A 23,162-nucleotide genomic window follows, 5' to 3' on the forward strand; every position below is an offset into this window, starting at 1 on the left:
GATCGGAATGACAGGTGTATGCCCAAACCAGCAGATCGAAGCGATGATTGGGCGAGGTGAAATTACCGCCAGCCCCGAGATCATCTCGGCGCAGGTTCAACCCGCCAGCCTGGATTTGCGTCTGGGAACAGTGGCTTACCGCGTCCGCGCATCGTTTCTGGCGGGCGAAGGCCGTTCGGTCGCGGACCGTCTGGCCGAGTTTGAGATGCATCGCATCGATATCACCGACGGCGCGGTCCTGGAAAAAGGCTGCGTCTATCTGGTGCCCCTGATGGAATCGCTGGCCTTGCCTGCTGACACCAGTGCAGTGGCCAACGCCAAAAGTTCGACCGGGCGGCTGGATCTTCTGACCCGCACGATCACCGATGGTGGGACAGAATTCGACCGGGTGCCGGCGGGCTATACCGGACCGCTGTATGCCGAGATTTGCCCCCGCTCCTTTTCGGTTCTGGTGCGTCCCGGAATGCGGCTAAACCAAATTCGGTTCAGGCAGGGTCAGGCCGTGCTCAGCGATGCGGAACTGACGGCCTTGCACAACGACTCACCGTTGGTCGATGGACCGGCGGTCATACAGGACGGTCTGGGTTTCTCCGTCGATCTGCAACTGCCCGACACGGATCTGGTAGGGTACCGAGCGAAACCGCATACCGGCGTGATCGATCTGGATCGGATCGGAGAATACGATCCGCGGGAGTACTGGGAAGAAGTGCGAACCACCGACGGACGGATCATCCTGGACCCTGGTGCGTTTTACATTCTGGTCAGCCGCGAGGCTGTGCACATTCCGCCGATGTATGCCGCTGAAATGGCACCCTATCTCGCGATGGTGGGTGAATTCCGCGTGCACTACGCCGGTTTCTTCGATCCCGGATTCGGACATGCCGCCGCAGGGGGCGACGGATCACGCGGTGTGCTGGAAGTACGCTGTCATGAAGCCCCGTTTGTGCTGGAACATGGTCAGGTCGTCGGGCGGCTGGTCTATGAGAAGATGTCCGAGATGCCCACGCAGCTTTACGGCGCAGGCATAGCCTCGAACTATCAGGGACAGGGTTTGAAGCTGTCCAAGCATTTCAAGGCAGTGACCTGATCAGAACCGGATGAATCGACGCATCTGATTGGTCATCCGCTGAACATTCTTCATGGTCTGACCCTGCTGTTGTACATCGCTGCGAATTCGGTTTGCCGCTTCGGGGTCTTTGGGCGCATTTTGCTCTTGGCCCGGTTTGCGACCCATTCGGCTTGCCATGTCAAAGCCTTTGTCCACGCCTTTGTTCACAAGTCGCCGCATGACCTGGCGAACGATCATGTCGATGATCCGATTGGCATTCATTGCTCAGCTCCTCATTCTGGCCACAACATAGGCGATTCCTGCGGCAACAAAAGGGCCGAACGATCACTCTTCTTCGAACAACTCGGTCTGATCTTCGTCTTCGTTTTCGTCCCGCCCCTCGCCCAACGGCATTGCACCCGGAGGTGGCCGGTTCTCAAGCAACCCGGCGGCACGCAGTTCTTTGAGACCCGGTAGATCACGGGCATTCTCCAGCCCGAAATGATCCAGAAACTGCGGTGTTACCACGAAAGTAACCGGGCGGCCCGGCGTCATGCGCCGGCGACCCAGCCGAATCCACTCCATTTCCAACAGTTGATCAATGGTTCCGCGCGATACCGAAACACCCCGGATCTCTTCGATCTCGGCGCGCGTACAGGGCTGATGGTAGGCAACAATGGCCAGCGTTTCGATGGCCGCACGGCTGAGCTTCCGAGTCTCGACCGTTTCCTTCTGCATCAGAAAGCCCAGATCCGGGGCGGTGCGAATGGCCCAGGCATCACCGACGCGAACCACACGCACACCGCGCCCCTCATAGCGTTTCTGCAGCATTTCAACCGCTTGCGCCGCGTCGCTGCCGTGCGGCATGCGCGCCTCAAGATCAGCGGTTGTCACCGGTTCGGCGCTGGCAAACAGCACGGCCTCGACCATGCGCTCCTGCTCGGCCAGCGGAGGCGCTTCGAACAGGGTGCCGGTGCCTTCGTCTTCGGGGGCGTCAGTCACGTGTTTCAGTCCTCTTGCGTAGATGGATCGGCGCAAAGGTTTCGCTCTGCTTGATCTCCATATGCCCTTCCTTCACCAGCTCCAGCGAGGCCGCAAAGGTCGCCGCTGTAGCCGAACGCCGCCGCACCGGGTCTGCGTCCCAGCCGTCGGGCAGATAGGTCTCCATATCGGTCCAGGTGCCTGCGAACCCGATCAGCGGGCGCATGCGTTCCAACGCCTGCTCCATGGTGAAAACCGCATCGCGGTCCATGACAAACGGGCGGAACTCGTCTCGGGTGCGGATGCGCGCATAGCCCTGCATCAGGTCCAGCAGCGTGGCGGAATAGGTTACGGTACGAATTCGGGTAATATCCTCACCCTGCCCACGTTTGAAAAAGTCGCGGCCCAGCTGATCGCGCGCCATCAGACGCGCAGCGGAATCCCTCATGGCCTGCAAACGCTCCAGCTGGAACGCGAGGTGCGCGGCCAGTTCTTCGCCCGATGGTCCTTCGTCATCCGGGTCGGGCGGCAGCAACAGGCGGGATTTCAGAAAGGCAAGCCAGGCGGCCATCACCAGATAGTCAGCGGCCAATTCGATCCGCAACGCCCGCGCCTTTTCGACAAAGGCCAGATATTGCTGCGCCAGCGCCAGAACCGAGATTTTCCGCAGGTCGACCTTTTGCGTCCGCGACAGGGTTAGCAGAACGTCCAGCGGACCTTCAAACCCGTCGACGTCAACGATCAGAGCTTCGGCCGCCAGTCGATCCGCGACCGAGACCGGGTCTTCGCTGAATAGATTATCGTTCATATACCTGCCCGCCCATTAGGGCAGATAGTTCCGCCTCGGCGGCTTGGATGTCAAGTTCCACAGGCTTTTGCCGCATCGCCAGCGCCTTTTCTGCGCGTTTCTGTGCCTGCTCTGACATCTCTCCGGCGGCATCCAGCACCGTTGCACGGGCTTCGAACGATCCGTTGCAGTGCAAAACCACGTCGCAACCCGCATTCAGGGCCTGACCGGCGATCTCTTCGGGTGCACCGCTGAGCGCTTTCATCGAGATATCGTCGGTCATGATCAGGCCATCAAATCCGATCTTGTCACGGATCAGGTCGATCATTTTCGGTGAAATCGTGGCCGGCTGCGGATCGATCCGGTCATAGACCAGATGTGCGGTCATCCCCATCGGCAGGTCATTCAGAGCACGAAACGGGGCGAAATCCGCTGATTTCAACTCATCTTGCGTCAGGTCTACATGCGGCAGGTCATGATGGCTGTCCAGCGTCGCAAGCCCGTGGCCGGGCATGTGCTTCACAACCGGCAGCACTCCGCCATCCAGATGGCCTTTGGCAACCGCGCGCCCGATCTTGGAAACTGCTTTTGGATCAGCGCCATAGCAGCGGTTCTTGAGAAACGGATGCGTCTCATCCCGTGCCAGATCGACCATCGGCGCGCAGTTGCTGTCGATCCCCAGTTCAAACAGTTCGTTCGCGATCAGGCGATAGCGCAAATACATGGCCCGCTCTGCCGCGTCCCCAGCCTGCTTTGCGTGGTCCAGCGGCGGCATCCATTCCCGCGCCAGAGGCGCACGTAGCCGCTGAACCCGGCCGCCCTCCTGATCGATGGTGATGGGGCAGTTGCGCCCAACCGCCTCGCGAAAGTCATCGCATAGGGCGCGGACCTGATCGGCGGTATCGATGTTTCGTGCAAACAGAATGAACCCGAACGGGTTCATCTGACGGAACAGATTCTTCTCCTTGGATGTCAGGCGCAGGCCTTCGGCATCAGAGATCGCAGCGCCAAATCTCACCGCACGGCAACCGGGATACAGTCGGCACCTTGCGCCACCAGCGCGGCACAGAACTGACGCGAGTCGCTCAGGTCTTCGAACCCAAGCACGCGCAGACGGTAAAACGTGCGTCCGCCACTTGAGGTTTTCTGGATAACTCGCTGTTTTCCATCCATATACTCACCAAAGCGGCCATTCAGGCGGTCCCATTCTGCACGCGCCACGTCCGAGCTTTCGTAAGCGCCCAGTTGCGCCATGCGCGTGCCCTTGGACAAGGTGTCCGGGTCAACATCCAGACCAACGGCGGCTTTGACGGCCGCATTAATCGCGGCCTCGGTGTTGCTGTTTGCGGAAATCCCACTGGCTGTTCTGCGCGCGGGGCGTGTATTTGGGCGCAGAGACCGGCGAACACCGGGCAGCGCGGCCAACTCAGGGTCGGGCAGTTGCGCTGCCAGATCCGCCGGGTCAATGGCGGGCTCTTCCTCGGGCAAGGCCAACGAAGCGAGTTGAACGCCCTGCTCTTGCGGTTCTTCGGTTTTCGCGGCCTCACCAGCCAGTTCAGCGACCAAAGCGTCAACCGTGTTCTGACGCAGTTGCGCAGCCTCTTGATCCGAGATTTCTTCCTCGACCACATGAACAGCTTTGGTGGGTTTCAGCGGCTCAACCGGAGTGTCCTCATCCGCCAGGGACACTGGGCGCGGTGCAAGGATCAAACGATCCGCAGGCGGCGCAGCGGTTCCAACTGCAGCCACAGCGTTGACGGCCAACCCCTGATGATCTGCAGGAGTTCCGCCGGGGTTTTCGGGCTGAATACGCATCGGTCCTTCGATGGCGCGGACGACAGGAACACCGCTGACATCGCGCATCACCAGCTTGTAGCCCCAAACGCCGATCCCGGCGACCAGGGCCAGGGACGCAATAGCACCCAGCATGTTAACGATACGGCCCAAGCCAGCCCCACGCGGAGCGTCCTCGTACCCGTACATTTCGTCGGAATATTCATACCCATCCCGAGGATGTGTTTGATTCGTGTAATGCATCTGCTCGGGGCTTGCCTGCCCCGAGTAATCGTAACTTGCCATGTCCGCCTCACCGCCCGATTCACGCCAGAAAATAAGGCGCGCGGGTCATTTCTTGCCTACCTCGTGCCGGCGCGTCGGGCGGTGTTTGTTACCGCATCTCCTGCGCCGGAGTGACGCCAAGAATACCCAAGCCCGCTGAAATCACAACAGAAACGGCCCGGGCCAATGCGATTTTTGACTGGCTTGTGGCAACATCGCCATCCTGAATGAAACGCAGTTGGGTTTCATCGTTGCCTTTGTTCCACAGCGCGTGGAAGTCGCCTGCAAGCTCGTACAGGTAAAAGGCAACCCGGTGCGGTTCATTGGTCCGCGCGGCGATTTCGATCAGACGTGGCCATTCCGCCAGTTTTTTGGCGACCGTCAGTTCCGAGGCATGATCGATCTTGCCCAGATCAGCGCCTTTCAGGGTCGCATCGTCTGCGGCAATCTCGGCCTCAGCTGCGCGGCGCAGCACGCTCATGACGCGGGCATGGGCGTATTGCACGTAGAACACGGGGTTCTCGCGGCTCTGCTCAAGCACCTTGTCGAAGTCGAAATCCAGCGGCGCGTCGTTCTTACGGGTCAGCATCACGAAACGCGTGACGTCCGGCCCAACCTGATCAACCACATCGCGCAGGGTGACAAAGTTCCCTGCCCGCTTGGACATCTTGAAAGGCTCGCCATTCTTCCACAGCTTCACCAGCTGCGTCAGTTTGATATCCAGTGGCACCTTGCTATCAGACAGCGCAGACACGGCCGCTTTCATCCGTTTGACATAGCCACCATGGTCGGCCCCAAACACATCGATCAGCGCGTCAAAGCCGCGTGTGACCTTGTCATAGTGATATGCGATATCCGGAGCGAAATAGGTCCAGCTGCCGTCCGATTTCTTGACCGGGCGGTCGACGTCATCGCCATGCTCGGTCGACTTGAACAGGGTCTGCTCGCGCGGCTCCCAATCCTCGGGCTTTTTACCCTTGGGCGGCTCCAGCACGCCTTCGTAGATCAGGCCCTTGTCGGTCAGAGACTGCAGCGCGGCTTCGATCCGGCCCGTGCCATAGAGCGACTTCTCCGAGAAGAACACATCCATCTCAACACCCAGCGCCTTCAGGTCGGCGCGGATCAGGTCCATCATCGCGTCGGTCGAGAACTCGCGCAGCTCTTCCAGCCACTCACTCTCGGGCTTGTCGATCAAGCTGTCGCCGTACTTCTCTTTCAACGCCTCACCGATCGGGATCAGGTAATCGCCCGGATAAAGACCCTCGGCAATTTCCGGGCTCAGGCCATTGGCCTCGCGGTAGCGCTCAAAGGCAGACCGGGCCAGCACATCAACCTGCGCTCCGCCGTCGTTGATGTAATATTCGCGGGTCACGTCGTGGCCCGAATAGGCCAACAAGCTGGCCAGAGCGTCGCCGAACACAGCGCCCCGCGTATGGCCGACATGCAGCGGACCTGTGGGGTTCGCGGACACATATTCCACGTTAACTTTCAGGCCATGTCCCATGGATGAGCGACCATAATCCGTGCCCTTTTCTAGCACAGCCGCAAGAACATCCTGCCAAACCGACGGCGCCAACCGCAGGTTCAGGAAGCCCGGGCCCGCCACTTCGGCGCTGGTGATCCGGTCATCTGCGGCCAGTTTACCGGCCAGAGCATCCGCAATGTCGCGCGGTTTCACCTTGGCCGGTTTTGCCAGCACCATCGCCGCATTGGTCGCCATGTCGCCATGCGCGGCATCACGCGGCGGTTCGACCGCCACGTTATCAAAACTCAGCCCCTCGGGCAGAGCGCCTTCGGACTGCATCTGTGCCAGCGCGTCCAGCACGAGGCCGCGGATCTCGGAAAACAGGTTCATTTCGGATGTCCTTTTGCTTGCCCGGCGGTTTATCACGCAACACGGCAAGGTCAATGGAAGCGATCAGTTTGGGCTTGGTTTAGCGGTAAACCGGTCTAAGGTCGGGAAAAACCAACAGGAGACCGATCCATGCGCCTTGCCCTGCCCTTAGCTTTGCTGCTGACCACCTCACTACCGGCATGGGCGGAAATGCCAGCCCCTACAGGCCACGTCTTACTAACGTTAGGAGGCGCCGTCACCGAAACGAACCTTCCAGCGCGCGGCGAAAACGACGGCGGGTTGTTGGGATATCTTGAGGTTCAGTACAATGGAGCCGCAGGGTTTGATGCCGCCATGTTGGATGGGCTGGAACAGATTGAGATCACGATTCTCTACGGGCCTGAAGACAGTCAGCGCGACATTGCATTCTCCGGGCCGCGCCTGTCGGAAGTGATGATGCTGGCCGGGGCCGAAAGTAAAACAGCGAAACCCATGGCACTGGATGGTTATCAATCTGAAATCCCATGGGACAGCATCACAGCAAATCAGCCGATTGTCGCAACTCATGCAGATGGCGCGCCCATGGGGATCGGAGGTTATGGTCCCACGATGATCGTTTTCCCGCCCACAGACGACGCCGATCTTGCTGCAGAGCAAGCCGGCCAACAGGTCTGGGCGATCGCCTATATCGGGATCGAGTGATCAGGCTCCGGTAAGCCTTGCGTGATCCTGCAGGGCAAACCGGTCTGTCATACCAGCGATATAGTCCGACACAATCCGCGCCAGCGCCGTTTCATCGCTGGCGGCCTCGATATCGTCATGCCACCGCGCGGGCATCTGTTTCGGATCGTTCAGATAGATCGGAAAAAGGTCTTCGACGATCTTACTAACCTCGGCGCGCACGTTCATGACACTTGGCGCACGGTACATCTGCTTGAAAAGAAAAGCACGAATTTCCCTGAGTTGCGCCCACAAGCCGCCCGAGAATTGAATCACCGGATAGCCCAGGTTGCGAATATCCTCGACCGTCTGCGCCCCCGAGCTTGTGATCAAACCACGCGAGGTAACGATAACATCAGAAACCATAACGCCGAAAACGCGCCGCAGTGCCTCGTGCCTGCGGCGATAAGGGTCCAGAGCGGGGTACTTCCTGTCTACCTCGGCATAACAGTCACCAACGATAGGCAACTGTTGAATCTCGGAGTCGGTGAACAGACCTGCCCTCAACCCGTCCAAAAGATCGTGATTGTTGTAAGCGATATCATCCGACAGGGCCGCAACCTGCGCTTCGGCGCTGGCGTGGGTGTACAGCTCCAGATCAAAGTTCGCATTGCACTCGGCCAGCGCCCAGGGCAATTCGCCCACCACGGGACCATTATGTTTGGCAATACCTTCAAGGCATTCCCACGTCAGGTTACAGCCGTCGAATTCGGCATAATGACGCTCCAGCTTAGTCACAATCCGAATGGCCTGAGCATTGTGATCGAACCCTCCGTAAGGTTCCATCAGCGCATGCAGAGCATCTTCACCGGTGTGCCCGAACGGGGTGTGCCCCAGATCATGCGCCAGCGCCACCGCTTCGGTCAGTTCGCCATTCAAACCCAATGCACCCGCGATCGTACGCGCTACCTGTGCCACTTCGATGGAATGCGTAAGACGCGTGCGATAGCTGTCGCCCTCATGCTCAACAAACACCTGTGTCTTGTGTTTGAGCCGCCGAAATGCGCTGGCGTGAATGATCCTGTCCCGGTCGCGCTGAAAGCATGACCGGAAACTACTTTCCTCCTCTGGCACAAGCCGCCCCCTCGCGCGGCCTGGGTCCGAGGCAAAACCCGCTCTGTTCAAAGGTCTTGTCCTTGTCGCCTGTCCTTGCACTTTCTATATTGTAAGGCGTAAAGGAAATAAACCTTTGGAGTTTGGCATGAATCTGCCCCCCACAGTCACACAACGCGCTTTTGAGCGTCTCGCCGAGATCGGCGCAGCAGATCAGGGTCAGGCCCTGCGCGTCGCAGTGGAAGGCGGCGGATGTTCCGGTTTTCAATACGAAATCGCGCTAGATGAACCGAAAGAGGACGACCTTGTTCTGGAAGGTAAAGGCCAGAAGGTCATCGTCGACTCGGTGTCGCTGCCGTTTCTTGAAAATGCTGTGATCGATTTCACCCAAGAACTGATCGGTGCGCGGTTTGTCATCGAAAACCCAAACGCCACCTCTTCCTGCGGCTGCGGCACGTCTTTTTCGATGTAATGTTCGTGGGGGCGTTGCCCCCACACCCCCAAGGTATTTTCAGCCAGATGAAGCAGGGATCCGCTCTCCGATCCATCCGCCGGAGAGCTTCACCTGGCGCGGTCATCGGCGCCTCCGCCTGTACCGCAATACCTGTCTCACCCAAACTGGTTAAGAATCCGTTTCTTCATCTGGCCAAAAATACCTCGGAGCGCGAGGCAGAGCCTCGCATACCCATCCATCACCTTGCCGCTGGGTTCATTCTGGGCGATAGGTTGCCAAAGGCTTTGGAGGATCGCGCATGAAAATCGCCACGTTCAACATAAACGGCATCAAAGCGCGGGCCGAGGCCCTGCCCCGCTGGCTGGATGACGCGCAGCCCGACGTTGTGCTGCTACAAGAGATCAAATCCATCGACGAGAACTTCCCGCGCGAGCTGTTCGAAGAGCGTGGCTACAACGTCGAAACGCACGGACAAAAGAGTTTCAATGGCGTTGCAATCCTTTCGAAACTACCGTTAGAGGACGTGTCCCGTGGCCTACCGGGTGATGACGAGGATGAACAGGCGCGCTGGATTGAAGCGACCGTCATTGGCAAGAAAGCCCTTCGCATCTGCGGCCTGTACCTGCCGAACGGCAATCCGGTGCCGGGCCCGAAATACGACTACAAGTTGGCCTGGATGGAACGCCTCTATGATCGGGCGCGTGACTTGCTGGCAACGGAAGAACCCGCGCTGATGGCTGGGGATTACAACATCATCCCGCAGGCCGAGGACGCGAAACGACCCGATGCATGGCGCGAGGATGCGCTGTTTCGACCTGAAAGCCGTGCGGCGTTTCGGAAAATCCTGAACTTGGGTTTTACCGAAGCGTTTCGCGCCGTGGCACAAGGCCCCGAACACTATTCCTTTTGGGACTATCAGGCCGGTGCATGGAACCGGAACGACGGAATTCGGATCGACCATTTCCTGTTAACACCGCAAGCCGCCGATCTGATGCGCGACTGCCGGATTGATGCCGAGATACGTGGACACGAAAAGCCATCGGACCATGCTCCGGTGTGGGTCGACCTCGATCTGTGACGTTTCAGACCGTCGCGTCGTAGCTGTAGATCCAATCGTATTTCCGCGACAGTCGCGGGCCAATTGCCATCAGAGCGGCCTGTGCGGCCAACCGCATCGGGCCGCGTAGATGGAAGTTGCGGGCATTTGCCCCGGCCGCAGCGACCACTTTCCGCGTTCTTGGGCGGCGGCGAGTTTCGTATGCGGTAAGCGCTTGCCGGATACCAGACTGCTCATCGAAGGACCGCGCCAATACCCACGCGTCTTCAAGCGCCAGGCAAGCCCCTTGTGCCATAAACGGCAGCGTCGGATGAGCCGCATCGCCCAAAAGGGCCACACGTCCGTTTTGCCAGCGCCGTGCAACGGGGCGCAGGAACAAAGCCCATATGTGAGGGTCCTGAACCTGTTTCAAAATTTCTCCGACAGGGCCGCCAAATTCGGCAAATCGCGCCCGCAGATCTTCCGGGTCACCACGCCGACGCCAGCCTTCTTCCCGCCAGTCGGAACGCTCTTCAATGGCCACAATGTTCATCAGCATTTGGTCGCGAAGGGGATAGGTTACCACGTGCCGCCCCGGCCCCATTGTCAGAGCCGCCTTCGGTTTTTCGACACGGTGTTCCCAAGGAATGGTCGCGCGCCAAGCCACCTGACGTGTAAACTCGGGCGTCTCGGGCCCGTTCAGATCCGTGCGGATTTCACTGCGCCCGCCATCGGCAGCAATCGCACAATCAACCCGCATTCGCGTACCGTCGTCCAGACCGATTTCGGCTTCTGAAGGGTGTTTACGTGTCTGCAAAACACGCGCGCCCAAGCGAAACACAACGCCTTCGCGCAGGGCTGCACGGTGCAAGAGGTCAAGCAAATCAGCGCGATGATAGTAATAAGTCGCCCCGGCGGACGGAGCCGGAAGCCTGCTGACCAGGCGCCCCGCCCGGTAATCGCGCAGCTCCGTTCCGTATGACCGCACGCCGGCCTCGGGCACCTCGCCCACGACATTCAAAGCGCGCAGCACGACCATTCCATTTTCACTGATCTGCAGGCCTGCGCCGACTTCGGTCAGTTCGGCTGCCTGCTCAAAAACCGTGACCTGTGCCCCGCGTTGCCGCAACGCCAGAGCGGCCGCGATTCCGCCAATACCCCCACCGATAATGCCAATTTTCAAACCGTTGATATTCATGGCACCGGCTTAAAGCAAAAACGCCGGAGCGTAAGACCCCGGCGTTTAAGAATTCTGTGTTTTCTCAGCGATCAATCGTCGCGGTGAACCTTCTCGCGACGCTCGTGGCGCTCTTGTGCCTCAAGCGTCATGGTCGCGATTGGACGTGCGTCCAGACGTTTCAGCGAAATTGGGTCGCCCGTCATCTCGCAATAGCCGTACTCACCCTCTTCGATCCGGCGCAGGGCCGAGTCGATCTTTGCCACCAGCTTGCGCTGACGATCACGGGTCCGCAGTTCCAGCGCGCGATCGGTTTCTTCGCTTGCGCGGTCTGCGACGTCCGGAATGTTACGGGTGTTGTCCTGCAGCCCTTCGATCGTATCGCGGCTGCCTGCCAAAAGTTCATTCTTCCAGTCCAGCAGCTTACGGCGAAAATACTCTAACTGCTTGTCGTTCATAAATGGTTCGTCTTCGGCTGGACGATAATCTTCCGGCAGAAATACTTCCTGCTTCATTTTTGCTCCCTCGGTGTGGCCTGCAACGCCGGTCACCTTACCTTCACCTGACATGCGGCAATCCCCTTCTGCGGAGCGTTTATCCGACACCGTCCCGAATGTCACTATGGAAACGTCGTCGGGCGCGCCGCGCCTTTACGTCGTCTAAATATGAGACTTTTAACGGGAAAACTTTGTTTTTCTGTGAATATTGGCAGGCTTTTTTTGGGCGACCACGAATTTGTCGCGGCCATTGTTAGCGCCCGAATCAACCAAAAGCGTTGAAGTCTCACGTCAAATTCGCCCCGAGCGACGCAGCGACCCGCCTTGTCAAATTTTCTGCCCCACTATAACCCCGTTGGACAGATGCCGCGCGATACTGAATGAGGGGCCCATGACCGCACGTTTCCAAGGTACAGCAGAATATGTTGCCACTGATGACCTGACCATTGCGGTGAACGCCGCCGTCACGCTGGAACGCCCCCTTTTGGTCAAGGGCGAACCCGGAACCGGCAAGACCGAACTGGCCAAGCAAGTCGCCGGTGCGCTGGGTTTGAAGATGATCGAGTGGAACGTCAAATCCACCACCCGCGCGCAACAAGGTCTGTACGAATATGACGCCGTAAGCCGCCTGCGCGACAGCCAGTTGGGCGACGAGCGCGTTCACGACGTTTCGAATTACATCCGTAAGGGCAAGCTGTGGCAAGCGTTTGACGCCGACGAGAAAGTCGTGCTGCTGATCGACGAGATCGACAAGGCGGATATCGAGTTTCCGAACGACCTGTTGCAGGAGCTCGATAAGATGGAGTTCCACGTCTACGAGACCGGTGAGACGATCAAGGCCAAGAATCGCCCGATCGTGATCATCACGTCTAACAACGAGAAAGAACTGCCCGACGCGTTCCTGCGCCGCTGCTTCTTCCACTACATCCGCTTTCCGGATGAGGCGACCATGCGCCGGATCGTTGAAGTACACCATCCGGGCATCAAGGATGCGCTGCTGACCACCGCTCTGACCCAGTTCTACGAGATCCGTGAAACACAAGGTTTGAAAAAGAAACCGTCAACCTCGGAAGTTCTGGATTGGCTGAAGTTGCTGCTGGCCGAAGACCTCACGGCAGAGGACCTCAAACGCGATGGCGCGAATGCACTGCCCAAACTGCACGGCGCGCTCCTGAAAAACGAACAAGACGTGCATCTTTTTGAGCGTCTTGCCTTCATGGCCCGCAGCAAACGCTGAGATAGATGAACACTCGGTGATCCCTGCTTGCCTTGCGGGGGTCCGGGTGTCAGCATTAGCGTCAGGGCCGTCCGGCGTCGTCGGGCATTTTCCGACCTGATGACATAGGAGCCATTGTTTGCCTGACATCCTTAATATCCGAGCGTTGCAGCCTGCAGACCGCGCCGAATGGGCCGACATGTGGCGCGACTATCTGGCGTTTTATGAGACAACCGTCCCGGATGGGACCTATGACAGCACCTTCGCCCGGCTGCTGGGGGATGACCCCAATGATTTCTCGTGTTTCGTGGCCGAGGCGAACGGCAAGCTGGTCGGTCTGACCCATTACCTTTTCCATCGCCATGCGTGGAAAGTTGAAAGCGTCTGCTACCTGCAAGACCTGTTCGCCCGTCCGGAATCTCGCGGAACCGGCGTTGGCCGCGCATTGATACAGGCGGTTTATGACGAGGCCGACCGACAGGGCGCGCCTTCGGTCTATTGGCTCACTCAGGATTTCAACCACACCGCCCGCAAACTCTATGATCGTATTGGCAAAGAGACACCCTTTATCCGGTACCAGCGTCCATGATGCGATGGGCCGTGATCCTCGTCGGCCTGGCAATGGCCGGGTGCACGTCGGTCACGCCGCCTGAACCGCAGACCCGCGTTAAGGTGATCGAGGCAAATTTGCCGCCAGCCAAGGCGTTCACTTCGACCCGCCCGATACCGCCAGCCCGATCAAACGCAAACATCTCGGATGATTTCCTTGCGTTGCACTTTGCGTTGGAAGGCGGCACCAAACTCCCAGTGTTCACCCGGTTCGAAACGCCGGTCACTGTGCGCCTGACGGGATCGCCGACGCCGTCTATGCAGCGCGACCTGACGCGTTTGCTGTCGCGGCTGCAGCGTGAGGCCGGGATCGATATCCGGCAGATTTCCGAAGGTCAGGCGAATATCACCATTGAGGCCGTCAGCCAAAGCCAGATACAGCGTCTTTTGCCGCAAGCCGCCTGTTTCGTTGTTCCCAATGCCTCGAGCTTTGAGGAATACCGCAAGGATCGACGGAAACGGAAAAGCAGCTGGACCGCATTACGCAGCCGCGAACGTCTTGGCATCTTCATCCCTTATGACGCCAGTCCACAGGAAAAGCGCGACTGCCTGCATGAAGAGCTGGCACAGGCGCTGGGGCCGCTCAACGACCTGTACCACCTGCCGGATTCGGTGTTCAACGATGACAACATCCACACCATTCTGACCGGATTTGACATGCTGATCCTGCGGACAGCCTATTCGCCGCAACTGCAGAGTGGCATGACCCGCGAACAGGTCGAAGCCGCCCTGCCCGGCATTCTCAGCCGCCTGAACCCGCGCGGTGACGCGCTGCCCAAACAACTTGTCTCGGCGACCCCGCGTGAATGGATCAACGCCGTCCAGAAATCACTTGGTCCGGGGCCAGGCACACGCACCCGGATCAAAGCCGCGGAAAAGGCCGTTCAGATCGGAAAGGCGCAGGGCTGGACGGACCATCGCCGGGCTTACCCGCATTATATTCTGGGGCGTATGGCGCAATTCGATAACCCTCGGGAAGCGTTGCAGCAATACGAAATTGCTTTGCAATTTCTGCGTTCTACACCGGGAACCGAAATTCATCAGGCCTATGTGACAACGCAGACTGCAGCCTTCGCGCTTGCCCAGGGCAAAGGCCCCGAAATTCTGCCTGAACTGGACAAGGCCATCGCGGTTATGACCCGCGCCGAGAATGCCTCTCAGCTGGCCACATTGTTGCTGTTGAAATCCGAGGCGCTCAATCAGGCCGGGCGCCCCAATCAGGCACGTTCCGTCAGGCTGGACAGTCTGGGGTGGGCGCGATACGGCTTTGGCTCGGAAGTCGTGGTGCGGTCGCTGATGCAGGAAGTTGCCGAAGCTCCGTCCACCAACAACAGAGGCGGATAACGCATGGTCGTAGTTTTGGGAATGGCGATACTGGGGGCGATCCTTGGCGCGCTGACCGCACGCAAACGCAATGGCAGCGGCGCGGATATGGCCCAATACGCCGCGGGTTATGGCATCGCCTTCGCGCTGGTCGGGCTGGTGCTGTCCCTGATCCTTGTCCGGTTGGTGGGTTAACGCATGTTTCTGCCCTTTTTTGAGAACCTTCGCAAAGCAGGCATTCCCGTATCCTTGCGCGAATACCTGACTTTTCTGGAAGGCATGAAAAAGGGTCTGGCCACTTATGACGTCGAGGCGTTCTACTATCTGGCCCGCGTGTCGATGGTGAAAGACGAACGCAATATCGACAAGTTCGACCGCGCCTTTGCCGCCAGCTTTGAGGGGCTGGATGAGATCAGCTTTGAGCAGGTTCTCGAAGCTGTCGACATCCCCGCCGAATGGCTGGCCAAGATGGCCGAGAAACACCTCAGCGAAGAAGAAATGGCCGAGATCGAAGCACTTGGCGGCTTTGACAAGCTTATGGAAACCCTGCGCGAGCGTCTCAAGGATCAGGAAGGCCGCCACCAGGGGGGCAACAAGTGGATCGGCACCGCCGGAACGTCTCCGTTCGGAGCCTATGGGTACAACCCCGAAGGGGTGCGTATAGGTCAGAAAGAAAGCCGCCATCAGCGGGCGGTCAAAGTCTGGGACAAGCGTGAATTCAAGAACTTAGACGACACGGTTGAACTTGGTACGCGCAATATCAAAGTCGCACTGAAACGCTTGCGCCGCTGGGCGCGCGAGGGTGCGGCGGACGAGCTGGATCTGGACGGTACCATCCGCGCCACAGCGGAACATGGCTATCTGGATGTCCAGACCCGGCCCGAGCGTCACAACGCGGTCAAGGTGCTGCTGTTTCTGGATGTCGGCGGCTCGATGGACCCGCATATCAAAGTTGTTGAAGAGCTGTTTTCTGCTGCAAGAACCGAGTTCAAGCATCTGGAATACTACTACTTTCACAACTGCCTTTACGAAGGTGTCTGGCGCGACAACCACCGCCGCTGGGACCAACAAACCCCGACTCACGAAGTGTTGCGGACCTATGGCCCGGACTACAAGTGCATCTTTGTCGGCGACGCCTCGATGAGCCCCTACGAGATCGCCTATCCCGGCGGTGCGAACGAGCACTGGAACCAGGAGGCCGGTCAGGTCTGGCTGCAGCGGGCGCGGGATCAGTGGTCGTCAAACCTGTGGATCAACCCTGTGCCCGAAAAGTACTGGGAGTACACCCATTCCATCGGCATGATCCGCGAGATTTTCGAGGACCGCATGGTGCCGATGACACTTGCCGGTCTGGAACAGGGTATGCGGGAACTGACCCGATAGCGGGGTGCACCGCTGGGCGCGGTCAAATCCTGAGCGGCTATAGCACTCCAATCAAATCTGCAGGACCGGAGCCCACGCAATCCGGAACGAAACTGCGAGGAAAAACAACACACTGCCCGTCAAAACGAAGACATGCCAGATCGTATTGTGAAACGGCAGCCAATCGAGAAGATAGAAAGCTATGCCAACGGTATAGACGATACCGCCAGTGATCATCAGCACCACGACAGGTTGCGACAAATCTGCCAGCAGCGACTGACCGGCCCAAATGGCCGCCCATCCCATCAACACGTAAAGCGCCAGCCCCAACCAACGGAACCGGTGTGGGTCGACCATCTTCAGGATCGACCCAAGTGTCGCCGAGGACCAAAGCCCGATCATGAGCCCTGGCATCTGGGCACCTGAAAGCAGGATGAACGGCGTATAAGTGCCCGCTATCTTAACATAAATCCCCGAGTGATCGAGCTTACGCAACAGGTCTGCCCATTTTTCGGATTGCACCATGTTGTACAGGGCGGAAAACGTCAGCATAAGAATGAGAGTGACACCATAGACCGAAGCCCCCACCACCGCCGCGGACTCCGATCGATAGAGGGCCGTCAAAACAATGAGGATGGGCACAGCGACAACCGCAGCGGTCAAACCAAGCAGGTGAACGACACCGTCACTGACGCGTTCAGCGCGGCTATAGGCCGGGCGGATATCGGCAAAAGACCACATAACTAATAAGCTATGGCCCAGATTGCCCCTCGGCAAGTCGGACGGGCGGCAGGTTTCAGTCCACTCACCGCACATTGATCAGCCGAGAGCGAAGGCTTTATCCACATGTCGACCGCGTTTTTCGGTTGCCCCTGCGACGCGCGGAACCCATATCTATACCATGCTTCGCCTGACCCCGATCCTGCTGGCCATAGCCTATGCCGTTGTGATGTACCGGATATCCGTCTGGCGCACGCATCGCGAGTTGGATGCCAAATCGACCGAGCTGGCCGACCCGGCCCTCAAACGCATGACCGACCGGTTGGCCGCAGCGCTCGAGATTGATCGGGTTCCTGTTTACATCTACGAGATCGACCCGGTGAATGGTTTGGCGGCACCGGATGGCAGGATATTCATCACACGCGGGTTCTATCGCAAATTTCGCAGCGGCGAGGTGTCCGCCGAAGAGATGGCGAGTGTCATCGCCCATGAACTTGGGCATGTGGCGCTGGGGCATGCGCGACGTCGGATGATCGACTTTTCGGGGCAGAATGCCCTGCGGACGGCATTGATGATGTTGTTCAACCGCTTCATTCCGTTCATTGGTGCGTGGATTGCAAACATGCTGACCCACCTGCTGGCGTCGCGTCTGTCGCGTGGGGATGAGTATGAGGCCGACGAGTATGCCGCCGCGCTGCTGACCAAGGCGGGGATCGGGATCGGCCCGCAGAAATCGCTGTTCCACAAGCTTGAAGACCTGACACAGCAACGGGCTGGGGTCGTTCCTGCCTGGCTGATGAGCCATCCCAAAACAGATGAACGGGTCGCGGCGCTGGAGGCGCTGGAACGGCGGTGGGGTACGGACGGTTAGGTTCAGGCAGCGAGGGGCCAGCCCCTCGCGCTCCCCGAGGTATTTTTGGCCAGATGAAGAAGATCCGGACTTAGGTGGTGAGGGCTTTGCCCAGACGCGGCAGGCGCGCCTTTTTCATCAGGCCACGCAATGTCCATTGATCCCCCGAAAGCCGGTTCGCCTCGGACAGGACGCGGTTGGCTGTCGTGGTCATGCCTTCGGGGTCGAATTGCCAGAAACCATATAGCAAGGAGTCGGGGTCACGGCGCTCAAGCCCTTCTTCAGACAGAATGTTTTTGGGGAAATCCTTGGCGTTCACCGTGACGATCACGTCCGCAGAGGACGCCACGGCCGTTGCCAGCACATGAATATCGGCGCTGTCCGGCAGCCAGAGATGCTGTTCGACATTAGTTGCAGCAGGAAACTCGGCCTTGGGCCAATTGGCTTGTGCCAGCGCGATTTCTGCGCGGGCCTGTGCTTCGCCCTCGGGCCCGAGTTTTCGTGCGGCGCGGGCCCACTCCTCAAGGATGCGTGCAGACCAAAAGGGTGTGAAATGACCCAACCGGGCCGCGCCCAATAGCATCTCTCGCATCACCGTTGGGTAGATGACGCAGGTGTCCAGAACCGCCTTCAAAGCCGGTAGAACACGGCTTTGAGGTAACCGCTTTCAGCCAGTTGCGGGAGTTGCGGATGATCCGGACCTGCAAAACCCGTATGGATCAGTTGAGCTTGCCGCCCGGCGCGTCCAATCCCGCGCGACGAGGCATCGCGGAACCGATCCAGATCAGCTGCGTGGGAGCAAGAACACAGACCCAGATAACCGCCAGGCTTCACCAATGGCGCAGCAAGGCGAGCCACGCGTTCGTAGGCGCGCAAGCCTGCGTCCAACGCTTGTTTCGAGGGCGCAAATGCGGGCGGGTCGCAGATCACAACATCGAATTGCGCACCCTCTTCACCCAACTTGGTCAGGACTTCAAAGGCATCGCCCTGCCGTGACTGGAATTTCCCTTCAAAGCCAGAGGCCTGTGCCCCTTTCGCCGCAAGCTCCAAAGCGGCAGCAGAACCATCGACCGAAAGCGCCTGCCCAGCACCAGCTGCGAGCATGGCGAGGCCAAAACCGCCCACGTGGCTGAAGACGTCCAGCACCTGAGCGCCCTGTTGCACCAACTGCGCAGCGAACGCATGGTTTGGGCGCTGATCGTAAAACAGGCCGGTTTTCTGCCCTCCTGTCAGGTCAGCCATGTAGGTAGCACCGTTCATCGGCACCGGAAGTGGCGCGTCCGGCGCGGACCCGCGCAGAGTGAAGTTGACGTCGTCCAGCCCTTCGAGGCCACGGGTACGGCCAGAGGCGTTTTTCAGCACGGTCGTCACACCGGTTACGCTGACCAGCGCATCGGTAAGAACTTCCAGATGCGCCTCAGCCCAGGCTGCATTCGGCTGGATCACGCAGGCAGCGCCGAACCGGTCTATGATGACGCCGGGAAAGCCATCCGCTTCGGCGTGGACCAGTCGGTAATACGGCGCGTCGAAGAGGCGCTCGCGCATTTCCAACGCGCGCCGCAGACGGGTTTCGAACCATGACGCATCCAATTGCGCGTTCAAATCGCGGTCCAGAACGCGGCACATGATCTTGGACTCGGGGTTTACTGCAACCAACGCGATGGGCGCGCGTTTTTCATCCTCAAGCACCGCCAGGGCTCCCGCCGCGATTTTGCGGGTTCGCCGATCCGTCACGATGTCATTGGCATACACCCAGGGAAAGCCTTGGCGCAGCCCGCGCGCGTTGGCTTTGGGTTTTAGACGGATACGGGGGCGATCGGCAGTTTGGGTCATGACGCCCTATTAGTCGCGAACGCCACCGGGGGAAAGCCCTAGCGGTCGCGCGACCGCCAGCCGCCGCGTCGCTTGGGTGCCTTTGCAGATTGCAGCCCTTCAGCCAGCACCTGTGTCATGGGATGGTCGGCGTCCTGTTGGGAATATGCAGCATGTAGATCAACCAGTGCCTGTTTCTGATCCCGCTCGGCCGGCAGGCTGAGCGCCCAGTCCAGAAAAATGCTGCGGCATTCAGGCAGAGTGATGCCTTCAATGCGATACGCTTCGCGGATCAAGCCCTTGTGATCATTCGGATCCTTACTCTGCCCCATTGTCATCCTCTCTGATCACGCCACCGATGATCCCGGCAGCCGTGGCGTAGCTTTCCTGCAGTGCGGCCTGCAGCTGATCGACGTGTTCGAAGCCGGTCGCGCGGCACAGGAAGGCGGTCCCTCCCTCGCCAATCTTGTCGGCTTCGATGACCTTACCAGACAGCAAACGCGCTGCGCATTGCACGGACCAGCATAGGTCGTAGCTGTCCTTCAGCGTTTGTGCCTGAGCGACGTCCAACAGTCCGGCAGCGACGGCACCATCCAGACCGGACTGCACGTCGCGCTTCGCCACACCCGACAATAGCGCGCCAGTTTCGGCCATCAGCTCGATATCCATCATGCGACCGGGTCCGTTTTTCGCGTCCCATATCCCCGCGGGCGACTTAGCGGCGGCCAATCGAGCGCGCATCTCGGCCACTTCGCGCAGAACCTTCTTGCGATCCCGCGGCTGAGACAAGAAGTCGGCGCGAAACACCTCGATATCCTTTGCCAGCCCGCCTTCACCAGCAACCACACGCGCTCGGGTCAGAGCCAGGTGTTCCCAAACCCACGCTTCATTCTTCTGGTAATTTGTGAAACTCGCCCAGCTTGTCGCCACCGGCCCCTGATTGCCAGACGGGCGCAGACGCATATCAACCTCGTAAAGCCGCCCTTGTGACATGGGTGCCGATAGCGCCGTGATCAGCGCCTGTGTGAACCGTGCATAGTAAGTGCGGGTGGCCAAAGGCCGCGGACCATCTGACGTATCCTGATCCAGAGGGTCATAGATCACGATCATATCCAGATCGGATTGCGAGTTGATCCGCCCGGCCCCAAGCGAGCCCATGCCCAAAACCGTCGCGCCGCGTCCCGGTGCAGGCCCGTGTTTGCCGGCGAACTGCTCAGACACGCGTGGCAGGATCGCGGCTATTACCGCGTTTGCAAGCTCGGCATACTGCCGCCCGGCCTGTTCTCCGTCGATCAGCCCGCGCAGATGATGGACACCGACTCGGAAGTGCCATTCCTTGCACCAGCGACGGGCCAGATCCAGTTGGCTTTCATAATCTACCTCCTGCGCCAGGGCCTGTTCGAGTTCCGCCTGCAACGTGGCCTGTCCTGGCCAGTCGGAGAAGAAACTGCCGCCAATCACCGCATCAAACACCGAGGCATTACGCGACAGATGCGCGGCCAGCGCATGGGATGTCCCGACGATATCGATCAAAAGGTCGATCAGATGTGTATTGGCCTCGAACAGCGAAAACAGCTGAACACCTGCGGGCAGACGCGACAGAAACCCGTCCAACGCCTGCAACGCCTCATCCGGCTGGGCCGTTTTTGCAAGACGCGAGAGAAGTTCGGGCTTGAGGCGTTCGAATATCCTCGCACTGCGTTGTGTCCGCAATGCGGGATAAGTCGGCCACCGGGCCAGAACGTTCTGGTCAAAATCCGCTTCCGCCGTCGGCGCACGCGTTGATGAACCGGGCGCAAAGAAACCCTCGGTCAACTCATGCACTTCGCTCAGGCGGCGCGTCAGGTCGGAGGTCAGATCAGCTGCGTCGATCCCCATCAGACAAGCAACCCGTTCGATCCCGTCAGGTGATTGCGGCACTTTATGTGTCTGAGCGTCATGCACCATCTGGATGCGGTGCTCGACCTCACGATGGGCACGGTAATGATCAGTCAGTTTGTCGGCGACGTCCTGCGGCACCCAGCCCTTTTCGGCCAGCGCCGCCAGCCCCGGCACCGTTCCGCGAACACGAAGGTCCGGATCCCGGCCACCTGCGATCAGTTGGCGGGTCTGGGTGAAGAACTCGATCTCGCGGATACCACCCTGCCCCAGTTTCATGTCATGACCCGGGATGGTCAGAGCACCACCGGTGCCCTTGTTCTCGCGAATACGCAGGCGCATGTCATGGGCGTCCTGAATGGCGGCAAAATCCAGATGCCGCCGCCAGACGAAGGGGCGCAGCGTATCCAGAAAACGTTGTCCGGCAGCGAGGTCCCCCGCACACGGTCGCGCCTTGATGTAGGCCGCGCGTTCCCATGTGCGGCCCAAGCTTTCATAATACCGCTCGGCTGCCTCAGCCGCCATGCAGACCGGTGTCACCGCCGGATCGGGGCGCAGGCGCAGATCGGTACGGAAGACATAGCCATCAGCCGTTTTATCGCTGAGTGTGGCGCAGAAATTGCGCGTCGCACGCACCATGCCATGCCGCGCATCGTAAAAGTCGTCCGGGTCGAACCGCGTCTCATCGAACAGAACGATCAGGTCGATATCCGAGCTGTAGTTCAACTCGTACGCACCCATCTTTCCCATCGCCAGGATGATCATCCCGGCGGCGCTCTCAACATCGTCCGACCCCATCCCCGGCAGTTTTCCGCGCCGGATCAACGCGGCAATCTCTGCCTTGGCCGCCACATCGGCAGCCAGCGCGCCGAAATCCGTCAGCGCCGCAGTCACCTTCTCCAAGGGCCACGCGCCCGCCAGATCCGCAAGTGCGGTCAGCAGGGCCATGCGGCGTTTGGCCAGCCTCAAGCCCGGTTTCAACTGATCCGGCGGCAACGCGCGCGCAGCGTCCAGAACATCGGCCAGCGCTTGATTAGGTTGCTGCAAGGCCGAGGCTATCCAGTCTTTTTCGCGGTCGATCAAGCTTTTCAGATAAGGGCTGGAGCCTGCCGTGCCAGCGATCAGTTCACCCTGTTCGGGCGTGATATCATTGACCGCGGCACGCGCGTCGTCCCCAAGCGACTGATCAAATGCGCGCGGAACGCGTTGAATGAAAAGAGGCCCCGTCATTTCCCCTCCAACGGCGTGTCCTGACTAAAACTGTTCACCCAGACGTCGTGCCGTCGTTCCCATAGGGACGAAATCAGCATCGCATCCCATTCCTCGGACTCGGGGCGTCGGTAATCGGCGCGGTAGGACAGCAGAACGATATCCGACGTCAAAACCCGCAACTGAGTTTCACTCAACTCGTACCGCGCCATCGTCGGAGCGTCGGCGAATTGTCCGACATGGTCATCGCGGTTCGCGAAACCGGTCGGGTACACTCCCAAGAAATCCGCGCTCAACAGCGCCCGGTCGGCAGCAGCATTTCCTTCCATCAGGGCAGTCCAGACCTGCTTTTCCAGATTCAGAATTTCATCGAGCGACGGAGGCGAAGTGTTTTCAACATGTTGCATAGGCGGAAAGTGCGCCCGTTCGTTAGCAAGGTCAACGCCCCAAAAATCCCAAAATGTAAATCATTTTCACATTACCCCCTTGCAACCCCCTCTTCAGTCCCCATCTAGACAATGTGAACGCAATTTACATC

Annotated in this window: 25 protein-coding genes; 10 read left to right on the plus strand and 15 right to left on the minus strand. The window is 59.2% G+C overall.

Annotated features, from left to right (window positions below):
- Positions 1-7: 7 nt before the first annotated feature.
- On the plus strand, positions 8-1,087 hold the full coding sequence (locus MHN28_RS16075; protein WP_239343548.1) for a 2'-deoxycytidine 5'-triphosphate deaminase: 1,080 nt from the start codon (positions 8-10) through the stop codon (positions 1,085-1,087).
- Here the strand turns inward: MHN28_RS16075 and MHN28_RS16080 are convergent, their stop codons facing one another.
- The 6 genes from MHN28_RS16080 to argS all read right to left on the minus strand — a co-directional run bounded on the left by MHN28_RS16080 (position 1,088) and on the right by argS (position 6,729).
- Positions 1,088-1,330, minus strand: a complete 243-nt coding sequence (locus MHN28_RS16080; RefSeq protein ID WP_239343550.1) for a hypothetical protein — start codon at positions 1,328-1,330, stop codon at positions 1,088-1,090.
- A gap of 63 nt (positions 1,331-1,393) precedes the next feature.
- On the minus strand, positions 1,394-2,050 hold the full coding sequence (gene scpB / locus MHN28_RS16085; RefSeq protein ID WP_239343552.1) for an SMC-Scp complex subunit ScpB: 657 nt from the start codon (positions 2,048-2,050) through the stop codon (positions 1,394-1,396).
- The gene (locus MHN28_RS16090; RefSeq protein WP_239343554.1) at positions 2,043-2,837 is read right to left on the minus strand and encodes a ScpA family protein; all 795 of its coding nucleotides are present in this window, start codon (positions 2,835-2,837) and stop codon (positions 2,043-2,045) included. The genes scpB and MHN28_RS16090 overlap by 8 nt, the downstream gene beginning before the upstream one ends.
- Positions 2,827-3,834, minus strand: a complete 1,008-nt coding sequence (gene nagZ, locus MHN28_RS16095) for a beta-N-acetylhexosaminidase (protein WP_239343556.1) — start codon at positions 3,832-3,834, stop codon at positions 2,827-2,829. Before nagZ ends, MHN28_RS16090 begins: the two co-directional genes overlap by 11 nt.
- Positions 3,831-4,895, minus strand: a complete 1,065-nt coding sequence (locus tag MHN28_RS16100; RefSeq protein ID WP_239343558.1) for an SPOR domain-containing protein — start codon at positions 4,893-4,895, stop codon at positions 3,831-3,833. Before MHN28_RS16100 ends, nagZ begins: the two co-directional genes overlap by 4 nt.
- Before the next feature lie 88 nt (positions 4,896-4,983).
- Complete coding sequence (gene argS / locus MHN28_RS16105) at positions 4,984-6,729, minus strand: arginine--tRNA ligase (RefSeq protein WP_239343560.1); 1,746 nt, start codon at positions 6,727-6,729, stop codon at positions 4,984-4,986.
- Between the two features lie 129 nt (positions 6,730-6,858).
- Here argS and MHN28_RS16110 point away from each other — a divergent pair, with 129 nt between their 5' ends.
- Positions 6,859-7,410 (plus strand): hypothetical protein, encoded by a 552-nt coding sequence (locus tag MHN28_RS16110; protein WP_239343562.1) that lies wholly within the window; start codon positions 6,859-6,861, stop codon positions 7,408-7,410.
- Here the strand turns inward: MHN28_RS16110 and MHN28_RS16115 are convergent, their stop codons facing one another.
- The gene (locus MHN28_RS16115; protein WP_239343564.1) at positions 7,411-8,553 is read right to left on the minus strand and encodes a deoxyguanosinetriphosphate triphosphohydrolase; all 1,143 of its coding nucleotides are present in this window, start codon (positions 8,551-8,553) and stop codon (positions 7,411-7,413) included.
- A 76-nt stretch (positions 8,554-8,629) separates the two neighbouring features.
- Between MHN28_RS16115 and MHN28_RS16120 the strand changes: the two genes are divergently transcribed.
- Together MHN28_RS16120 and xth are read left to right on the plus strand one after the other, a co-directional pair.
- Positions 8,630-8,953, plus strand: a complete 324-nt coding sequence (locus MHN28_RS16120) for an iron-sulfur cluster assembly accessory protein (protein WP_239343566.1) — start codon at positions 8,630-8,632, stop codon at positions 8,951-8,953.
- Between the two features lie 280 nt (positions 8,954-9,233).
- Positions 9,234-10,013, plus strand: coding sequence for an exodeoxyribonuclease III (xth, locus tag MHN28_RS16125; protein ID WP_239343568.1), 780 nt, complete (start codon positions 9,234-9,236; stop codon positions 10,011-10,013).
- Positions 10,014-10,017: 4 nt separating this feature from the next.
- Here the strand turns inward: xth and MHN28_RS16130 are convergent, their stop codons facing one another.
- Both MHN28_RS16130 and dksA read right to left on the minus strand, forming a co-directional pair.
- Positions 10,018-11,169 carry an FAD-dependent monooxygenase gene (locus tag MHN28_RS16130; RefSeq protein ID WP_239343570.1) on the minus strand — a complete coding sequence of 384 codons (1,152 nt, stop codon included), beginning with the start codon at positions 11,167-11,169 and terminating at the stop codon, positions 10,018-10,020.
- A gap of 71 nt (positions 11,170-11,240) precedes the next feature.
- Entirely contained in the window at positions 11,241-11,663 is a 423-nt protein-coding gene (dksA, locus tag MHN28_RS16135) for an RNA polymerase-binding protein DksA (protein WP_239343764.1), read from the minus strand.
- 373 nt (positions 11,664-12,036) lie between these two features.
- Between dksA and MHN28_RS16140 the strand changes: the two genes are divergently transcribed.
- The 5 genes from MHN28_RS16140 to MHN28_RS16160 all read left to right on the plus strand — a co-directional run bounded on the left by MHN28_RS16140 (position 12,037) and on the right by MHN28_RS16160 (position 16,176).
- Positions 12,037-12,882: a MoxR family ATPase gene (locus MHN28_RS16140; RefSeq protein WP_239343572.1), complete on the plus strand. Its 846-nt coding sequence runs from the start codon at positions 12,037-12,039 to the stop codon at positions 12,880-12,882.
- A 178-nt stretch (positions 12,883-13,060) separates the two neighbouring features.
- A complete protein-coding gene (locus tag MHN28_RS16145; protein WP_239343765.1) occupies positions 13,061-13,450 on the plus strand; it encodes a GNAT family N-acetyltransferase in 390 nt (129 codons plus the stop codon).
- Positions 13,447-14,814 carry a DUF2927 domain-containing protein gene (locus MHN28_RS16150; protein WP_239343574.1) on the plus strand — a complete coding sequence of 456 codons (1,368 nt, stop codon included), beginning with the start codon at positions 13,447-13,449 and terminating at the stop codon, positions 14,812-14,814. Before MHN28_RS16145 ends, MHN28_RS16150 begins: the two co-directional genes overlap by 4 nt.
- A gap of 3 nt (positions 14,815-14,817) precedes the next feature.
- Positions 14,818-14,988 (plus strand): hypothetical protein, encoded by a 171-nt coding sequence (locus MHN28_RS16155; RefSeq protein WP_239343575.1) that lies wholly within the window; start codon positions 14,818-14,820, stop codon positions 14,986-14,988.
- 3 nt (positions 14,989-14,991) lie between these two features.
- Positions 14,992-16,176, plus strand: a complete 1,185-nt coding sequence (locus MHN28_RS16160; RefSeq protein ID WP_239343577.1) for a VWA domain-containing protein — start codon at positions 14,992-14,994, stop codon at positions 16,174-16,176.
- A 51-nt stretch (positions 16,177-16,227) separates the two neighbouring features.
- On the opposite strand, the gene MHN28_RS16165 is transcribed toward MHN28_RS16160, so the two are convergent.
- A complete protein-coding gene (locus tag MHN28_RS16165) occupies positions 16,228-16,896 on the minus strand; it encodes a hemolysin III family protein (RefSeq protein ID WP_239343579.1) in 669 nt (222 codons plus the stop codon).
- A gap of 160 nt (positions 16,897-17,056) precedes the next feature.
- On the opposite strand from MHN28_RS16165, the gene MHN28_RS16170 reads away from it, so the two are divergent.
- A complete protein-coding gene (locus MHN28_RS16170; protein WP_239343581.1) occupies positions 17,057-17,746 on the plus strand; it encodes a M48 family metallopeptidase in 690 nt (229 codons plus the stop codon).
- A 70-nt stretch (positions 17,747-17,816) separates the two neighbouring features.
- Here the strand turns inward: MHN28_RS16170 and MHN28_RS16175 are convergent, their stop codons facing one another.
- Genes MHN28_RS16175 through MHN28_RS16195 form a run of 5 tightly spaced genes read right to left on the minus strand, consistent with a single transcriptional unit; the run spans position 17,817 to position 23,031 of the window.
- The gene (locus MHN28_RS16175) at positions 17,817-18,359 is read right to left on the minus strand and encodes an RSP_2648 family PIN domain-containing protein (RefSeq protein ID WP_239343582.1); all 543 of its coding nucleotides are present in this window, start codon (positions 18,357-18,359) and stop codon (positions 17,817-17,819) included.
- Positions 18,356-19,558 (minus strand): RSP_2647 family RNA methyltransferase, encoded by a 1,203-nt coding sequence (locus MHN28_RS16180; protein WP_239343584.1) that lies wholly within the window; start codon positions 19,556-19,558, stop codon positions 18,356-18,358. Before MHN28_RS16180 ends, MHN28_RS16175 begins: the two co-directional genes overlap by 4 nt.
- Before the next feature lie 38 nt (positions 19,559-19,596).
- Positions 19,597-19,869, minus strand: coding sequence for a hypothetical protein (locus MHN28_RS16185; RefSeq protein WP_239343586.1), 273 nt, complete (start codon positions 19,867-19,869; stop codon positions 19,597-19,599).
- Positions 19,856-22,645, minus strand: coding sequence for a glutamine-synthetase adenylyltransferase (locus tag MHN28_RS16190; protein ID WP_239343588.1), 2,790 nt, complete (start codon positions 22,643-22,645; stop codon positions 19,856-19,858). The genes MHN28_RS16185 and MHN28_RS16190 overlap by 14 nt, the downstream gene beginning before the upstream one ends.
- Positions 22,642-23,031, minus strand: a complete 390-nt coding sequence (locus MHN28_RS16195; protein WP_239343590.1) for a nuclear transport factor 2 family protein — start codon at positions 23,029-23,031, stop codon at positions 22,642-22,644. The genes MHN28_RS16190 and MHN28_RS16195 overlap by 4 nt, the downstream gene beginning before the upstream one ends.
- Positions 23,032-23,162: the final 131 nt, after the last annotated feature.

Source organism: Ruegeria sp. Ofav3-42 (assembly GCF_022347725.1).
GTDB lineage: Bacteria > Pseudomonadota > Alphaproteobacteria > Rhodobacterales > Rhodobacteraceae > Ruegeria.